This window comes from Knoellia sp. LjRoot47, from assembly GCF_964253435.1.
Lineage (GTDB): Bacteria > Actinomycetota > Actinomycetes > Actinomycetales > Dermatophilaceae > Knoellia.
Genome location: NZ_CAXUQS020000001.1, coordinates 2,837,269 through 2,854,238, shown reverse-complemented (window position 1 = coordinate 2,854,238; position 16,970 = coordinate 2,837,269). Strand labels below are relative to the sequence as shown.

11 protein-coding genes and 1 tRNA gene are annotated in these 16,970 nt (G+C 70.6%); 4 read left to right on the top strand and 8 right to left on the bottom strand.

Annotation, left to right across the window (positions count from 1 at the left end; genetic code table 11):
- Positions 1-104: 104 nt before the first annotated feature.
- Together ACSQ11_RS13790 and ACSQ11_RS13785 are read left to right on the top strand one after the other, a co-directional pair.
- Entirely contained in the window at positions 105-2,036 is a 1,932-nt protein-coding gene (locus ACSQ11_RS13790; RefSeq protein ID WP_436006313.1) for a hypothetical protein, read from the top strand.
- Between the two features lie 11 nt (positions 2,037-2,047).
- Positions 2,048-3,277: a lipopolysaccharide biosynthesis protein gene (locus ACSQ11_RS13785; protein WP_436006311.1), complete on the top strand. Its 1,230-nt coding sequence runs from the start codon at positions 2,048-2,050 to the stop codon at positions 3,275-3,277.
- 1 nt (position 3,278) lies between these two features.
- Here the strand turns inward: ACSQ11_RS13785 and ACSQ11_RS13780 are convergent, their stop codons facing one another.
- On the bottom strand, positions 3,279-3,659 hold the full coding sequence (locus ACSQ11_RS13780; RefSeq protein WP_436006309.1) for a hypothetical protein: 381 nt from the start codon (positions 3,657-3,659) through the stop codon (positions 3,279-3,281).
- A 157-nt stretch (positions 3,660-3,816) separates the two neighbouring features.
- Positions 3,817-6,486, bottom strand: a complete 2,670-nt coding sequence (gene polA, locus ACSQ11_RS13775) for a DNA polymerase I (protein ID WP_436006307.1) — start codon at positions 6,484-6,486, stop codon at positions 3,817-3,819.
- Between the two features lie 116 nt (positions 6,487-6,602).
- Between polA and ACSQ11_RS13770 the strand changes: the two genes are divergently transcribed.
- Positions 6,603-6,977, top strand: coding sequence for a PaaI family thioesterase (locus tag ACSQ11_RS13770; RefSeq protein WP_436006794.1), 375 nt, complete (start codon positions 6,603-6,605; stop codon positions 6,975-6,977).
- A 62-nt stretch (positions 6,978-7,039) separates the two neighbouring features.
- Here ACSQ11_RS13770 and ACSQ11_RS13765 read toward each other — a convergent pair whose 3' ends face one another.
- A complete protein-coding gene (locus ACSQ11_RS13765; RefSeq protein WP_436006305.1) occupies positions 7,040-7,603 on the bottom strand; it encodes an N-acetyltransferase family protein in 564 nt (187 codons plus the stop codon).
- Positions 7,604-7,718: 115 nt separating this feature from the next.
- Here ACSQ11_RS13765 and ACSQ11_RS13760 point away from each other — a divergent pair, with 115 nt between their 5' ends.
- Positions 7,719-8,507, top strand: a complete 789-nt coding sequence (locus tag ACSQ11_RS13760; protein ID WP_436006303.1) for a DUF554 domain-containing protein — start codon at positions 7,719-7,721, stop codon at positions 8,505-8,507.
- A 144-nt stretch (positions 8,508-8,651) separates the two neighbouring features.
- Here the strand turns inward: ACSQ11_RS13760 and ACSQ11_RS13755 are convergent, their stop codons facing one another.
- From ACSQ11_RS13755 to gltB, 5 genes are all read right to left on the bottom strand, one after another.
- A complete protein-coding gene (locus tag ACSQ11_RS13755; RefSeq protein ID WP_436006301.1) occupies positions 8,652-9,257 on the bottom strand; it encodes an ANTAR domain-containing response regulator in 606 nt (201 codons plus the stop codon).
- Positions 9,258-9,287: 30 nt separating this feature from the next.
- Positions 9,288-9,370: transfer RNA gene (locus tag ACSQ11_RS13750), tRNA-Leu, on the bottom strand.
- Positions 9,371-9,425: 55 nt separating this feature from the next.
- A complete protein-coding gene (gene pyk, locus ACSQ11_RS13745) occupies positions 9,426-10,883 on the bottom strand; it encodes a pyruvate kinase (protein WP_436006299.1) in 1,458 nt (485 codons plus the stop codon).
- Positions 10,884-10,926: 43 nt separating this feature from the next.
- Positions 10,927-12,387 carry a glutamate synthase subunit beta gene (locus ACSQ11_RS13740; protein ID WP_436006297.1) on the bottom strand — a complete coding sequence of 487 codons (1,461 nt, stop codon included), beginning with the start codon at positions 12,385-12,387 and terminating at the stop codon, positions 10,927-10,929.
- Positions 12,380-16,924, bottom strand: coding sequence for a glutamate synthase large subunit (gene gltB, locus ACSQ11_RS13735; RefSeq protein ID WP_436006295.1), 4,545 nt, complete (start codon positions 16,922-16,924; stop codon positions 12,380-12,382). Before gltB ends, ACSQ11_RS13740 begins: the two co-directional genes overlap by 8 nt.
- Between the last annotated feature and the right edge of the window lie 46 nt (positions 16,925-16,970).

Below are 16,970 nucleotides of genomic sequence, written 5' to 3'. Positions count from 1 at the left end.
CGCCACGTCCCCGTGTGGTGGCCACCTCGGCAGGACTGGTGCTGGGTGGCCTCCCCTTCCTCCTGGTCCTGCTGAACTTCCGTCCCGACCCACTCCGTACCGCGGTGGCACGGCGCTTCGCCTCAAACTTCTTCGACGCGCAGGCCACCGCCTTCCTCGACGGTCGACTCAGCGTGCCCGACGGCTCTCTCGGGATCGAGAGCTTCGTCATCGACGGCAAGACGTACATGTACTTCCCGCCGTTCCCCGCGCTGTTGCGCATCCCGGTGCAGCTGCTCACCCACGAGCTCGACGGACGTCTGACGGTGGTGTCGATGGCCCTCGCTTGGGTCGTCCTGGCGGTGTTCGCCACGCGACTCGTGTGGTTGGTCCGGGACTGCCTGCGTCCCGGTGCGCCGCTCAGCCGGACCGATGGTGCGGTGGCCGCCGTCCTGCTCGCAGCGATCACCGGTGGCACCGTCCTCACCTTCGACGCCGCCCTGCCCTGGGTCTACCACGAGGTGTACCTCTGGGCATCGGCGCTCGCAGTGGCTTCTGCGTACTGGCTGCTCCGCGTCGCCTTGGAACCGGCGCGGACCTCGGTCCTCGCTCTGGGCGGCTTCGTCACGGCCCTGGCCCTCACCCGTACCCCCGGGGGTCTGGCCCTCAGCGGTGCGTCGGTGGGACTGGGAGTCTGGATGCTGGTGCGACGTCGCTCGCCATGGTGTTCGGCGAGGACGAAGCTCGCCCTGTCGGTCGTCGCCGCCGGAGCACTTCCCGCCGCGGCCTCGGTCACGTACAACTGGATCAAGTTCCACCACCCGTACCTGTTTCCCCTGCAGTCGCAGGTCTGGACCGAGGTCAACGCGCACAGGCGCCAGGCGCTCGAGGTCAACGGGGGGACCATTACCGGGCCGCAGTTCTTCGAGACGACGCTGGTCAACTACTTCCGGCCGGACGGCATACGGTTCGTCGACTACTTCCCGTGGATCACCCTGCCTGCTGAGCCGGCCCCCGCCTACGGGGGGGCCTTCGTCGACCAGACCTACCGCACCGGCAGCGTGACGGCCTTCATGCCGCTGCTGTTCCTCCTCTGCCTGTCCGCACTCCCCGTGCTGCTGCGACGACGCGCGAGTCGCGAGGTGGTGGCCCTGCGATGGCCCGCAGCGGGCACGATCCTCATCGGCGGAGGTGTCATGGGCTACGGCTACTTGGCCCACCGCTACACGAGCGACTTCGTACCGGCTCTGGTCGTCGTCGGCACGATCGGTGCGTGGTACCTCGTGGCCCTGCTCGAGCGTTCGAGGTCCCTCGTCCGCCGGGGAGTCGTCGCACTCATGGCGGTGCTCTGCGCCTTCTCCGTCCTCGCACAGGTTGCCACGGGAGCCCTCGTGGCGGCGCAGACGCACCGCGGGTCCGAGCTCACGTCGTTCCTGTCACTGCAGGAGAGGCTGAGCGGCGGACCGGACTCCCCCGTCGCGAGACTCGTGCACACGTCGTCGACCGTTCCGGCGAATGGTCGCGCGGACGAGCTCCACGTCGTCGGCGACTGCGCCGCCCTGTACGTCAACACCGGCGACCAGTACGAGCCGTGGAACCTCGTGGAGCAGCGGCGCATGGTGGCCAGCGTCACCCCGACGTTCGTCGACTACCAACCCGGGCTCCTCCCCCTGTTCGACCAGCAGGGAGGTGAGGCTCGGCAGGTCGGCCTCGAGTTCGACCGTGGGGTCCCGCAGGCACGGCTCGTCATCGTGGACGCGGATGGCAACTTCGTGTCGCCCTGGTTCGAGGTGGCCCGCGATCGCACCGTCACTGTCACCGCCGATGCGGTCCCCGAGCTGTTCCAGACACGCCTGCGCGTCAACGACGACCCCCGCTTCGACCTGTATCTCCCCGAGTCCGAGTGGAACGACGACTGGTACAGCGAGCCCACTCGTCTCTCGTTCGTCCGCTCCCACTACGGCGGGAGCACGGATCATGCCCGGGTGAGCAACCGGTGGGGTCCTGTGCCGCGACTCTGCAGCAGGCTCACGAGCTCCTCGGTCGTCACCAGGTGACCAGCGAGCCCATGCCCACGGACACTGCGAGCTCGCCCCGCCGGGTCTCGGCGAGGTCCTCGGCTGCGCTGAGCGCGGTCGGCGCGGGCACCCTCCTCGCCAACGTGGTGGCGTACGCGCTCTTCCTCGTCCTCAACCGCGAGCTCGGCGCCGATGATCTCGGCGCCGTCGCCTCGCTGCTCAACCTCGTCATCATCGCCGGGGTCGCAGCCCTCTCGACCCAGCTCGTCAGTGCCTGGCGGGTCGCGCTTCACCGACCGGATGCGCACGCCAGTGCCCTGCGCACGGGTGTGGTCGTCGGTCTGGTCGTCACGGGCGCCGTCCTGGTGCTCACACCAATCATCGTCCGCGTGCTGCACCTCTCGGGACCCGCACCTGTGCTCCTCGTGGCCGCGGCCATGACTCCCACCTGCGTCACCGCCGGCGTTCAGGGCAGCCTCCAGGGCGGCGAACGATTCGTCGCACTCGGGTCGCTCTACGCCGTGGTCTCGCTCCTGCGCACGGCGGGTGGCGCCGGCGCCGCCGTGCTGGGCTGGGGCGTCACGGGAGTCATGGCGCTCACGACCGCAGCGGCGTGGCTCGTGGCCGCCGGTGCCGTCCTCCTCGTGCGTGGACACCTGCGACGCAGCCTCGACGCGGACGTCCCCACGCAGGTGCGCCGCGTCCTCGTCGGGATGGCCGGTACGTCCGCCCTGCTCGTGGCCTCGACGGTCGACACGCCCGTTGCCCGTCATGTCCTGCCCGGCGACAGCTCGGGGGCGTATGCCGTCCTCAGCCTCTTCGCGAAGGCGGCCTTCTGGGGGCCGGCCTTCCTGGTCACCGTGCTGTACCCGGGCATGTCCCGGGCGCGAGGCGCTCGACCGCTCCTCCTCGCGCTGGGCGGGACAGCCGCAATCGTCGCCGTCGGCGTCGCCCTGTCCGCCGCACTCTCCTCCCCGCTCATCCGAGTCGTGGGGGGTCCGGCCTACGAGCATCTTGCCGACCTGGTCCCGGTCTTCACGGCACTCGGTGGGGCGTGGGCGCTCTCGCAGGTGCTCGTGTTCTGGGGGGCGGCCCGGGGGTGGCACGTCGTGGGCTACCTGGTCTGGACCGCAGTCGCGGTCGCCACCCTCGTGACGACGGTCTGGCGGCACGACACCCTCCGTGAGGTGGCGACGACGTTCCTCGTCGCCGCCCTCGTCGTCGCGGCGTTGGGCACGCTCGTGAGCCTGCCGCGCCCGGCGCGCCGTCCGCTGGACTGACTCAGACCCGGTCGTCGTCCTCGGGTCCGAGGTCGACGCTCGGGCCGGCCGCCGCACCGAGCACGACGCCCACGACGACCGCGAGCAGCAGCCCGTATGCCGGCCGCCGACTCGACGGGACGAGGTCCCAGATCGCGATCGTCGTGAGGATGAGCAGCAAGAGCCAGACGAGGCCCGCGCTCATCGGGGCCGAGCCCGGGACCGCGGTGTGCCGACGCCACGTGATGACCAGGGTGATCGCGACGAAGCCGAAGATCGCGGAGGTGAGGAGCAGCCCCGGCCCGAACGCACGGTCGTGGTCGTAGCGCCACATCGACGCCACGAGGCTGACCACCAGCGTGAGGACGCCGATGGCGGCGTTGACCCGTCGCGTGACCTTCATGGTCGCTCCGTCCGTCGGACGGCGTCGGCGGCCCAGGGGCTCACCGGTGCCGATGCCTGCAGACTACGACCGCGTATGCCGTCCGCACCGGCGAACCGACAGGTTCACCCGCCGCTGCCCGACGGTCTCGCGAAGGGTCGGCGAGGCGCCGTGCGGGTCAGTGGGCGGCGTCGTGCCAGCTGTGGCCGTGGCCCACGCTCACGTCGAGCGGGACGTCCATCTCGATCGCACGACCCATCTCGTGGCGCACGAGCGCCTCGACGTCGTCGCGCTCGCCCTTGGCCACCTCGAGCACGAGCTCGTCGTGGACCTGGAGAAGCATGCGTGACTTCGCGCCGGACTCTCGCAGGGCCTTGTCGACGCCCATCATCGCGAGCTTGATGATGTCGGCGGCCGAGCCCTGAATCGGGGCGTTGAGCGCCATCCGCTCGGCGCCCTCGCGCCGCTGCCGGTTGTCGCTCGTGAGGTCGGGCAGGTAGCGGCGGCGGCCGAGCATCGTCGCGGTGTAGCCGGTGGCCCGGGCCTCGGCGACGACCTCGCGGAGGTAGTCGCGCACCCCACCGAACCGCGCGAAGTACTCGTCCATGAGGCCCTGGGCCTCGCCCGTCGAGATCGTCAGCTGCTTGGACAGCCCGAACGCGGACAGGCCGTAGGCGAGGCCGTAGCTCATCGCTTTGACCTTGCTGCGCATCTCGGCGGTGACGTCCTGCGGCTCGACGCCGAACACGCGGGCGCCGACGAACCGGTGGAGGTCCTCCCCCGTGCGGAACGCCTCGATGAGCCCTTCGTCGCCAGAGAGGTGCGCCATGATGCGCATCTCGATCTGGCTGTAGTCGGCGCTCATGAGCGACTCGTAGCCGTCACCGACGACGAAGACCTCGCGGATGCGGCGCCCCTCCTCGGTGCGGATCGGGACGTTCTGGAGGTTGGGGTCGGTCGAGGACAGGCGACCCGTGGCCGCGATCGTCTGGATGTAGGTCGTGTGGATCCGCTGGTCCTCGGCCACCGACTTGATGAGGCCCTCGACGGTGATCCGGAGCCGAGTGGCGTCGCGGTGGCGCAGCAGCGCCTCGAGGAACGGGTGCTCGGTCTTGGCGAAGAGGTCGGTGAGGGCGTCGGCGTCGGTCGTGTAGCCGGTCTTGGTGCGCCTGGTCTTGGGCAGCCCGAGCGTCTCGAAGAGCACCGTCTGCAGCTGCTTGGGCGAGCCGAGGTTGATCTCGTCGCCGCCGATCGCGTCGTAGGCGTCGAGCTGGGCCTCGCGCACCTTGGCCGCGAAGTCCGCCTCGAGCGAGCTCAGGGCGTCGGTGTCGACAGCGATCCCGGTGCGCTCCATCGACGCGAGGATGTCGACGAGCGGCAGCTCGAGGTCACGCAGCAGCTCGGTGCCTCCGGTCGACTCCAGCTGGTCCGCGAGCGGCACCGACAGGTCGAGGACGGCGCGCGCCCGCACCATGGCGTCCTGGCCGACGACCTCGTCCTCGGTGCCGAGGTCGAGCATCCCCTGCCCTCCGGCGGGCTCCTCTGCCTTGAGCTCACGGCCGAGGTGACGGACGACGAGGTCGGCGAGGTCGAAGCTGCGCTGGTCGGGCTTGACGAGGTAGGCGGCGAGCGCGGTGTCCATCGCGACCCCGCGCACCGGCATACCCCGCGCGGCCAGTGCATGCATCTGGCCCTTGAGGTCGTGCAGGATCTTGGGCCGCGTCTCGTCGGCGAGCCAGTCGGCCAGAGCCTTCTCGCCCGCCTCGTCGAGCTCGGTGACGTCGATGTATGCCGCCGCGTCACCTGCCGTGGCCAGGCCCACCGCGCTGACGTCGCCCGTGCCACGACCCCACACGCCGACGACGTGGACCCCGGTCGGGTCGGTGGTGGCGTGCTCGTCGAGCCACTCCTTGACGTCGCCCGAGGTGAGGACGGACGCGTCGAGGTCGAAGCCGCCCTCGGCCTCGTCCGGTGCGGCGTCGAACGTCTCGAAGAGCCGCTCGCGCAGGACGCGGAACTCGAGGCCGTCGAAGACCTTGTGGACCTCCTCGCGGTCCCACGTGGCCCGCTCGAGGTCGGCGATGGTCACGGGCAGCGTGAGGTCGCGGACGAGCTGGTTGAGCCGGCGGTTGCGCAGGACGCCGCTGAGGTGCTCGCGCAGCGACTCCCCCGCCTTGCCCTTGATCTCGTCGGCGTGGGCGACGACACCCGAGAGATCGCCGTAGAGACCGAGCCACTTGGCCGCGGTCTTGGGTCCGACGCCCGGCACACCCGGGAGGTTGTCGCTCGTCTCGCCGACGAGGGCGGCGAGGTCGCTGTAGCGCTCGGGCGGCACGAGGTACTTCTCCTCGACGGCCTTGGGGTCCATCCGCCACACGTCGGAGACGCCGCGCACGGGATAGATGAGCGAGACCTTGTCGGTGACGAGCTGGAAGGCGTCACGGTCGCCGGTGCAGATGACGACCTCCATGCCCTCGGCCTCGGCCATCGTCGTCAGGGTCGCGATGACGTCGTCGGCCTCGAACCCGTCGAGCTGGACGTGCTTGATGCGCAGTGCGTCGAGCACCTCGCGCACGAGCGCGACCTGGCCCTGGAACTCGCTCGGGGTCGCCGAACGGGTCGCCTTGTAGTCGGAGTACTCCTCGGAGCGGAAGGTCTGGCGCGAGACGTCGAAGGCGACCGCCACGTGGGTCGGGGCCTCGTCGCGGAGCACGTTGATGAGCATCGAGGTGAAGCCGTAGACGCCGTTGGTGTGCTGACCGGTGCTCGTCGAGAAGTTCTCCACCGGCAACGCGAAGAACGCGCGGTAGGCAAGGGAATGACCGTCGAGGAGAAGGAGGCGACTCACGCATGGCAGCCTATGGCCAGCCCCCGACAGCAGAGAAGGCGACCACCATGAGCAGCGCAGCACAGGACGACCGGCCCGTCACCGGGCCGACGACGGCACGCACTCCGAACACCCTCATGCGGCGCATGGGGATCGAGATCCTCGAGGCCACGGCCGAGCGGGTCGTGGGGACCATGCCGGTCGAGGGCAACACCCAGCCCTACGGCCTCCTGCACGGCGGGGCGTCGGTCGTGCTGGCCGAGACCCTGGGCTCGGTCGGCTCGGCACTGCACGCCGGGCCGCAGCGGATCGCCGTCGGCACCGACATCAACGCGACGCATCACCGCGCAGCGCGCAGCGGGCTGGTCACCGGTGTCGCGACCCCCATCTCGCTGGGCAACACGCTGTGCTCGTGGGAGATCGTCATCACCGACGAGGACGGACGCAAGGTCTGCACGTCACGGATCACGTGCCTCCTGCGCGACGCACCCCCCGGCGCCGGGACCGACTGATTGCCCCACGGCGAGGCCCGAGCGCAGCGAGGGCGCCTCGCCGTGGGGCAATCAGTCGTGCTTCAGCTGGCGCGGGAGGGGACCGAGCGCAGCGACCGGCGGCGCCGGATGAGCTGGTCCACGGCCGCACCCACACCACCCGAGGGGGCGAGGCGGCGGCGCAGGGCGCTCGTCCCGACGACGCGGCGCACGATGACCGACGAGAACCCGAGCCGGGCGAAGAAGCGGTGCGCCTCGCGGCTCTGGGTCGGCACGTTGCTCACGATGACGTCGGAGCCGGAGCGCTCGGCGAGGCCGACGACCGCGCAGAGCAGCGACCGGGCCACGCCGTGGCGGCGGGCGGCCGGCTCGACGTAGAGCTGCTCGACGGCGATCTCGGGCTCGGGGCTCAGCCCGAACGGGTTCTCGGAGGTCATGACGTAGCCGACGGGGCGACCGTCGATGCGGGCCACGTGGGCGAAGACGTCGGGACGACTCATCGCCGTGGCGAAGCGTCCGTCGTTGGCGAAGCGGGCGGCCACCTCGATCGGCACACCGGCGTCGACCTTGGCGGCCATCCACAGGCCGACGAGGTCGTCGAGGTCGTCCTTGGGCACGGCAGAGACCTCGACCAGGTTGCGCACCACGGTGCCTCCTCGACCTCACAGCCCCCTGCGCGGTTGACATGCTGACATTACGGGTCGAAACCTCCTTGCGGTAGCCCAACGCGACAGATCCTTCGCCGAACGTAGAGTTCCGGCCGTGGATCTCTCCTTTCCCGGCCTCGGCACGGTCATCAACGTCGTCACCGTCGTCCTCGGCGCCCTCGCGGGCATGGCCATCGGGCACCGCTTCCCCGACCGCACCCGCTCGGTCGTCACCGACTGCCTCGGGCTGACCACGCTCCTCATGGCCGGGCTCTCGGCGGTGAGCGTCACGGACGACGTCCTGTCCGACGCCACGGGCTCGGGGGCGCCGGTCCTCATCGTCCTGGGGTCCCTGCTCATCGGCTCGATCATCGGGTCGCTGCTGCGCATCGGCGACCGCCTCGAGGCGCTCGCCGGGACCATCGAGGCGTGGTTCGCCCGCCGCTCCCCCGCACTCGCCGACACCGACGACTCCGCGCATGGCACCTCGGCCCGCGAAAAGTTCATCGAGGGCTGGCTCAGCGCCTCACTCCTGTTCTGCGTCGGGCCGCTCACCATCCTCGGATCGCTGTCCGACGGGCTCGGCCGCGGGATCGACCAGCTGCTGCTCAAGTCGGTGCTCGACGGGTTCGCCGCGCTGGCGTTCGCGTCCACCTTCGGCATCGGCGTGCTGCTGTCAGCCGGGTCGGTTGCCGTCGTCCAGGGTGCCCTGACCGTCGTGGGCGTGCTCCTGGGCTCGGTCCTCCCGGAGCCGCACATCCTTGCCCTCACCGCGACCGGCGGGCTCATGCTCGCCGGCATCGGCCTGCGGCTGCTCCGCATCAAGGACGTGCCCGTGGCCGACATGCTGCCGGCCCTCGTCGTCGCTCCCCTGCTCACGCAGGTCGTCGTCGCCCTGAGGTGACAGGCGTGCGTATGCCGGCCGGCCGGCATACGCGATCAGGCCGGCCGCACCATCGGGTCACCCGATCAAGGACCGCTCGACCCGGGTTGGCACGTCGGGTCGAGCGGAACGACGTCCGGTCGAGCAGACGCCCCAGCAGGCGCGTCAGGCCTTCTCCATCCCGGCGACCACCGCGTCGGAGACCTCCTTCATCCCCATGCGGCGGTCCATCGCGGTCTTCTGGATCCAGCGGAAGGCCTCGGACTCGGTGATCTTGAGCTTGGCCATGAGGACGCCCTTGGCGCGGTCGACGGCCTTGCGGGTCTCGAGGCGCTCACCGAGGTCGGCCACCTCGCTCTCGAGCGTCTTGAGCTCGCCCCAGCGCGACATGGCGATGTCGATGGCCGGGACGACGTCGGTGGCCGTGAACGGCTTGACGATGTAGGCCATGACACCGGCGTCGCGGGCGCGCTCGACGAGCTCGGTCTGGCTGAACGCCGTGAGCATGACGACGGGGCAGATCCGCTCCTTGCCGATCTGCTCGGCGGCGGAGATGCCGTCGAGGACGGGCATCTTGACGTCCATGATCACGAGGTCCGGACGCAGCTCGCTGGCCATCTCGACGGCCTGCTCACCGTTGCTCGCCTGGCCGACGACGTCGTAGCCGGCCTCCCCGAGCATCTCGGAGAGGTCGAGGCGGATGATCGCCTCGTCCTCGGCGACGAGGATGCGCTTGGCGGTCGGGGTGGGTTCGGTCGTCGTCTCGGTCACGAGAGCAGCCTAGGGGACGCGCCGGTCGGGTGCCGAGGGCGGGACTTGAACCCGCACGCCCTTGCGGGCAAAGCATTTTGAGTGCTCCGTGTCTGCCATTCCACCACCCCGGCCGGGGGTGCGGGCAGTCTACCGACCTCGGGGACGTGCCCCTGCCGCCGACCGCCCTCAGGCCTCTGCGGGCTCGTCCTCGTATGCCGGCGCGACCCGGTTCTTCGCGTCTCCGATGCGGTGCACGCGAAGGGCGTTGGTCGATCCGGGGATGCCGGGCGGCGAGCCGGCGACGATGACGACGAGGTCGCCCTCGGAGACCTTGCCGCAGGCGAGCAGCTCCTCGTCGACCTGCATCGCGAACTGGTCCGTGTGGCGGGCCGGCGGGGTGAGGAAGGTCTCGACACCCCAGGTGAGGGCGAGCTGCGAGCGGGTCCACTGGTGCGGCGTGAAGGCGAGCATCGGGATCCGCGGCCGCACGCGCGAGAGGCGGCGCGAGGAGTCGCCGCTCACGGTGAAGGTGATGAGGTAGCGGCAGCCGAGCAGCTCGCCGATCTCGGCGGCCGCGGCGGTGACGGCGCCGCCCTTGGTGCGGGGCTTGGTGTCGAGCGGGCGGATGCGGCCGAGGCCGTGCTCCTCGGTGTTCTCGATGATCCGGGCCATGGTGCTCACGGCCTCCATCGGGTGCGCGCCGACGCTCGTCTCGCCCGACAGCATGAGCGCGTCGGCGCCGTCGAGCACGGCGTTGGCCGCGTCCGAGGCCTCGGCGCGGGTGGGGCGGCTGTTGCTGATCATCGACTCGAGCACCTGGGTGGCGACGATGACCGGCTTGGCGTTGCGGCGGCCGAGCTCGCAGGCGCGCTTCTGGACGAGCGGTACGGTCTCGAGCGGCATCTCGACGCCGAGGTCGCCGCGGGCGACCATGAGCCCGTCGAAGGCCCGGACGATCTCGTCGAGGTTGTCGACGGCCTGCGGCTTCTCGATCTTGGCGATGACCGGCAGGCGGATGCCCTTCTCGTCCATGATCTTGTGCACCGGCTCGATGTCGGCGGCGCTGCGCACGAACGACAGGGCGATCATGTCGACCCGCTGGTCGAGGGCCCAGCGCAGGTCGTCCTCGTCCTTCTCGGACAGGGCCGGGACGCTCATGGCCGCACCCGGGACGTTGATGCCCTTGTTGTTGCTCAGGACGCCGCCCTCGACGACCTCGCAGACGATGTCGGTCTCGTCGGAGCTCACGACGAGGAGGTTGAGCTTGCCGTCGTCGATGAGGATCGTGTTGCCCGCCGACACGTCGGCCGGGAGGCCGGCATACGTCGTGCCGACGACGTCGACCGTGCCCTCGACGTCACGGTTGGTGATCGTGAAGCGCGCGCCCTGCTCGAGCATGACCGAGCCGTCGGTGAAGCGTCCCGTGCGGATCTTGGGGCCCTGCAGGTCGGCGAGGATGCCCACGGCGTGGCCCGTCTCGTCGCTGGCCCGGCGCACGTCCATGTAGACCCGGGCGTGGTCGGCGAGGTCGCCGTGGGAGAGGTTGAACCGGGCCACGTCCATCCCCGAACGGACGAGCTCGCGGAGCTGTTCGGGGCTGGACGTGGACGGACCCAGGGTGCAGACGATCTTGGCGCGGCGCATGCCCACCAGCCTATCGAGGCAACCGTTTACGCGGTGACGCGGGTCACACCGTGAGAGGGCGGTCCGTGGGGTTGACCGGACGCGGCAGGCGGGAGGGCTTGCCGGACAGCCAGGCGTCGACGTGGTGGGCCGCGGCGCGACCCTCGGCGATGGCCCAGACGATGAGCGACTGGCCCCGGCCGGCGTCGCCGGCGACGAAGACACCCGGCACGCTCGACATGTAGTCCGACCCACGCCGGACGTTGGAGCGCTCGTCGAGCTCGACGCCCAGCTGGGCGACGAGCGACTCGGTCTGCGGGCCGAGGAAGCCCATCGCGAGCAGCACGAGCTGGGCCGGGATCACCCGCTCGGTGCCCTCGACGGTCTCGAAGCCACTCTCGCCACGGCGCACCTCGTGGATGCGCAGCCCGCTGACCCGGCCGTCGTCGTCGGACAGGATCTCCTGGGTGCTCACGGCATACAGGCGGTCACCGCCCTCCTCGTGCGCGGAGGCGACCCGGAACGTCATCGGGTAGGTCGGCCACGGCTGTCCCGCGGCGCGCTCCTCCCCCGGCCGCGGCATGATCTCGAGGCTCGTGACCGAGCGCGCGCCCTGCCGGTGCGAGGTGCCGATGCAGTCGGCGCCGGTGTCACCGCCGCCGATGACGATGACGTCCTTGCCCTCGGCCGTGACCTGGCCGTCGACGGTCTCGCCGATCGCCACCCGGTTGGCCGGGGGGAGGAAGTCCATCGCCTGCATGACGCCCTCGACGCGGCGACCGGGGACCTCGAGGTCGCGGGGCACGGTGGCGCCCATCGCGATGACGACGGCGTCGTAGCGGGCCTTGAGCTGCTCCCACGTGACGTCGTTGCCGACGTCGACCGAGCTGCGGAAGCGGGTGCCCTCGGACTGCATCTGCTGGAGCCGGCGGTCGAGCACCGACTTCTCCATCTTGAACTCGGGGATGCCGTAGCGCAGGAGGCCACCGGGCCGGTCCGCGCGCTCGTAGACCGCGACGGTGTGGCCGGCCCGGGTGAGCTGCTGGGCGGCGGCGAGACCGGCTGGGCCGGAGCCGACGACGGCCACCGTCTTGCCCGACAGGCGCTCCGGCGGGCGGGGGGCGACCCCACCGTCGGCGAACGCCTTCTCGATGGTCGTCACCTCGACCTGCTTGATCGTCACGGCGGGCTGGTTGATGCCGAGCACGCATGCGGTCTCGCACGGGGCCGGGCAGAGGCGACCGGTGAACTCCGGGAAGTTGTTGGTGGCGTGCAGCCGTTCGATCGCCTGGCGCCAGTCGCCCTTCCACGCGAGGTCGTTCCACTCCGGGATGAGGTTCCCGAGCGGACAACCGCTGTGGCAGAACGGGATCCCGCAGTCCATGCAGCGACCGGCCTGACGCTGGAGCTGGCCGAGCTCCTGCTCCTCGTAGACCTCGCGCCAGTCCCTGATGCGGACGGGCACGGGCCGACGGGCGGGGAGCTCGCGCTCACGGGTCTTGAGAAAGCCTTGGGGGTCAGCCACGGGATGCCTCCATGATCCGGTCCCAGACCTCGGTGCCGTCGAGGTCGAGGCCCTCGGCCTCGGCTGCGGCACGCACGTCGAGGACACGCTGGTAGTCGCGGGGAAGGATGAGCGAGAAGCGGTCTCGCGCCGCCTCCCAGTCATCGAGGAGCCGGGCTGCGACGGGCGACCCGGTGAGTTCACGGTGGCGCGTGAGGAGGTCGCGCACCACATCGACGTCGCCGTCGCGCAGGCCCGACACGTCGACGAGCTCGCGGTTGACCTTGGCCTCGTCGAGGTCGAGGACATAGGCGACGCCACCGGACATGCCGGCCGCGACGTTGCGCCCGGTCGAGCCGAGGACGAGGACGGTGCCGCCGGTCATGTACTCGAGGCCGTGGTCACCCACCCCTTCGACGACCGCGGTGATGCCGGAGTTGCGGACGCAGAAGCGTTCGCCGACGCGGCCGCGCAGGAAGATCTCGCCGGAGGTCGCGCCGTAGCCGATGACGTTGCCGGCGATGACGTTGTCCTCGGCGGTGAGCGGAGCGGACGGGTCGGGCGCGACGACGATGCGTCCACCGGACAGGCCCTTGCCGACGTAGTCGTTGGCGTCGCCGACGAGGCGCAGCGTCACGCCCTTGGGCACGAAGGCCCCGAAGCTCTGGCCGGCGGAGCCGCGCAGCGTGAGGTCGATGGTGTCGTCGGGAAGCCCCGTCGCGTGCACCCGGGTGACCTCGTGGCCGAGCATCGTGCCGACGGTGCGGTTGACGTTGCGGACCGAGAACTCCCCGGTGACCGGGGTGCCGTCGTCGATCGCCTCGCGGGCCACGGCGATGAGCTGGTGGTCGAGTGCCTTCTCGAGGCCGTGGTCCTGGGCGACCGTGTGCCGCTTGCCGGAGCCGTCGGGGCTCTCGACCTCGGTGAGGATCGGCGCGAGGTCGAGACCCGACGCCTTCCAGTGCTGGACCGCCTTGCTCGTGTCGAGCGCGGTGATCTGACCGATCGCCTCCTCGATGCTGCGGAAGCCCAGCGAGGCGAGGTGCTCACGCACCTCCTCGGCGATGTACTCGAAGAAGGTCTCGACGAACTCGGGCTTGCCGGAGTAGCGCGAACGCAGCTCCGGGTTCTGCGTGGCGATGCCGACGGGACAGGTGTCGAGGTGGCAGACCCGCATGAGGATGCAGCCGCTCACGACGAGCGGGGCCGTGGCGAAGCCGAACTCCTCGGCGCCGAGCAGGGCGGCGATGACGACGTCACGGCCGGTCTTGATCTGGCCGTCGACCTGCACGACGATCCGGTCGCGCAGTCCGTTGAGGACGAGCGTCTGCTGGGTCTCGGCGAGGCCGAGCTCCCACGGACCGCCGGCGTGCTTGAGGCTGGTGAGCGGCGAGGCACCGGTGCCGCCGTCGTGGCCGGAGATGAGGACGACGTCGGCGTGCGCCTTGGAGACACCGGCCGCGACCGTGCCGACCCCGATCTCGGAGACGAGCTTGACGTGGATCCGGGCCGACGGGTTCGCGTTCTTGAGGTCGTGGATGAGCTGGGCGAGGTCCTCGATGGAGTAGATGTCGTGGTGCGGCGGCGGGCTGATGAGCCCGACACCGGGCGTGCTGTGGCGGGTCCGGGCCACCCACGGGTAGACCTTGGGGCCGGGCAGCTGGCCGCCCTCGCCGGGCTTGGCACCCTGCGCCATCTTGATCTGGATGTCGTCGGAGTTCGTGAGGTAGACCGATGTCACGCCGAAGCGTCCGGAAGCCACCTGCTTGATCGCCGAGCGGCGCTCGGGGTCGAGGAGGCGCTCGAGGTCCTCGCCGCCCTCACCGGTGTTGGAGCGACCGCCGAGGCGGTTCATCGCGACCGCGAGGGTCTCGTGCGCCTCCTGGCTGATCGAGCCGTAGCTCATGGCGCCGGTGTTGAAGCGCTTGACGATCTCGCTCACCGGCTCGACCTCGTCGACCGGGATCGGCTCGCGCTGCGCGCTGCCGCCGAGCTCGAAGAGCCCGCGCAGCGTCATGAGCCGCTCGGCCTGGTTGTCGATGCGCTCGGTGTACTGCTTGAAGATGTCGTAGCGCCGCTCGCGGGTGGCGTGCTGCAGGCGGAACACGGTGTCGGGGTCGAAGAGGTGGGGCTCACCCTCACGACGCCACTGGTACTCGCCGCCGACGCGGAGCTTGCGGTGGGACAGGATCACGCCGTCGGTCGGGTACGCCGAGTCGTGGCGGGCCGCGGTCTCGGCGGCGATGACGTCGAGCCCGATGCCACCGAGCTGCGAGACAGTGCCGGTGAAGTACTGGTCGACGAGCTCCTGCGACAGTCCGAGGGCCTCGAAGACCTGGGCGCCGCGGTAGGACGCGACGGTGGAGATGCCCATCTTGGACATCACCTTGAGGATGCCCTTGCCGAGCGCCTTGATGAGGTTCTTGACCGCATCCTCCGCGGTGACGCCGGTGATGGCACCGGTGCGGACCATGTCCTCGACGGTCTCCATCGCGAGGTAGGGGTTGATCGCCGCGGCGCCGTAGCCGACGAGGAGGGCGACGTGGTGCACCTCGCGGACGTCACCGGCCTCGACGAGGAGACCGACCATGTTGCGGGTCTTCTCGCGGATGAGGTGGTGGTGGACCGCCGAGGTGAGCAGCAGCGAGGGGATCGGCGCGTGGTCACGGTCGGAGTCGCGGTCGGACAGCACGACGAAGCGGGCGCCGCGGGCGATCGCCTCGCTGACCTCGCGGCAGATCTCGTCGAGGCGGGCGCGCAGGGCCGGCTCCCCGGCGTCGACGAGGTAGGTGCCCCGCACGACGTGGGTGGCGTAGCCGGGCAGGTCGCCGTCGGCGTTGATGTGGACGATCTTGGCGAGCTGGTCGTTGTCGATGACGGGGAAGGGCAGGACGACCTGGCGTGCGTGGACCGGGGACGCCTCGAGCATGTTGCCCTCGGGGCCGATGACCGTGCCGAGCGAGGTGACGAGCTCCTCGCGGATGGCGTCGAGCGGCGGGTTGGTGACCTGCGCGAAGAGCTGGGTGAAGTAGTCGAAGAGCAGCCGAGGCTTGTCCGAGAGGACGGCGACGGGCGAGTCGGTGCCCATCGAGCCCAGGGCCTCGCCACCGGTGCGGGCCATCGGCGCGAGGAGGATCTTGAGCTCCTCCTCGGTGTAGCCGAAGGTGCGCTGGCGACGCGCGACCGACGCGGCGGTGTGGATGATGTGCTCGCGCTCGGGCAGCTCGTCGAGGGTGAGCAGGCCGGCGTGGAGCCACTCCTCGTAGGGGTGCTCTGCGGCGAGCTCGGACTTGACCTCGTCGTCGCTCACGATGCGGCCGGCGGCGGTGTCGACGAGGAACATCCGGCCGGGCTGGAGGCGTCCGCGCTTGACGACCTTGTCGGCGGGCAGGTCGAGGACACCGGCCTCCGAGGCGAGGACGACGAGGCCGTCCTCGGTGACCCAGTAGCGACCGGGCCGCAGGCCGTTGCGGTCGAGCACGGCGCCGATGAGCGTGCCGTCGGTGAACGCGACACAGGCGGGGCCGTCCCACGGCTCCATGAACGTCGAGTGGAACTCGTAGAAGGCGCGCCGGGCCGGGTCCATGTCGGCGTGGTTCTCCCACGCCTCGGGGATCATCATGAGCACGGCGTGCGGCAGCGAACGGCCACCGAGGTGGATCAGCTCGAGCACCTCGTCGAAGCTCGCGGAGTCGGACGCGTCCGGGGTGCAGGTCGGGAAGATGCGCTCGAGGTCTCCGGGGATGACGTCGGAGACGAGCTGGCTCTCGCGGGCGCGCATCCAGTTGCGGTTGCCCTTGACGGTGTTGATCTCACCGTTGTGCGCCATGAGGCGGTAGGGGTGCGCCAGCGGCCAGCTCGGGAAGGTGTTGGTCGAGAAGCGCGAGTGGACGAGGGCGAGCTCGGAGGCCACCCGCTCGTCGGACAGGTCGGGGAAGAACGGCTCGAGCTGGCCGGTGGTGAGCATGCCCTTGTAGACGATGGTCCGCGAGGACAGCGACGGGAAGTAGACCTCGACCTCACGCTCGGCGCGCTTGCGCAGGCAGAACGCGAGCCGGTCGAGCTCGATCTCGCGCACCGCGCGATCGGGAGCCGCGACGAAGAGCTGGCGGAAGAACGGCATACAGGCGCGTGCCATCTCGCCCACGAGCTCGGGAGCCGCGGGCACGTCACGCCAGGCAAGGACATCGAGGCCCTCCTCGGTGGCGATCTGGGCGATCCGGGCCTCGGCCTCGGCGCGCTCGTCGGCATCGAGCGGGAGGTAGGCCATGCCGGCGGCGTAGGCGCCGGACTCGGGCAGGTCGACGTCGAGCACCGCGCGGAAGAACGCGTCCGGGACCTGGATGAGGATGCCCGCGCCGTCCCCCACGAGCGGGTCGGCGCCGGTGGCGCCACGGTGGTCGAGGTTGCGCAGCGCCGTGAGGGCGTGCTCGACGATGTCGTGCCCGGCCGTCCCGCGCATCGTGGCGACCATGGCGACGCCGCAGGCGTCGTGCTCGTGGTCGCGCCGGTAGAGACCGGTGTCGGCCGGGTGGGCGGAGAAGCGCGTCGGGGACACGTCGGGTCACCGTCCTCAGGGAGTCGGGGGCGTCAGACACGAGGTG

Coding starts and splice junctions, on each gene's coding strand:
- ACSQ11_RS13770 (WP_436006794.1), top strand. CDS start 6,603: ATGCGGCGCATGGGGATCGAGATCCTCGAGGCCACGGCCGAGCGGGTC.
- ACSQ11_RS13780 (WP_436006309.1), bottom strand. CDS start 3,659: ATGAAGGTCACGCGACGGGTCAACGCCGCCATCGGCGTCCTCACGCTG.
- ACSQ11_RS13785 (WP_436006311.1), top strand. CDS start 2,048: ATGCCCACGGACACTGCGAGCTCGCCCCGCCGGGTCTCGGCGAGGTCC.
- pyk (WP_436006299.1), bottom strand. CDS start 10,883: ATGCGCCGCGCCAAGATCGTCTGCACCCTGGGTCCGTCCACGTCCAGC.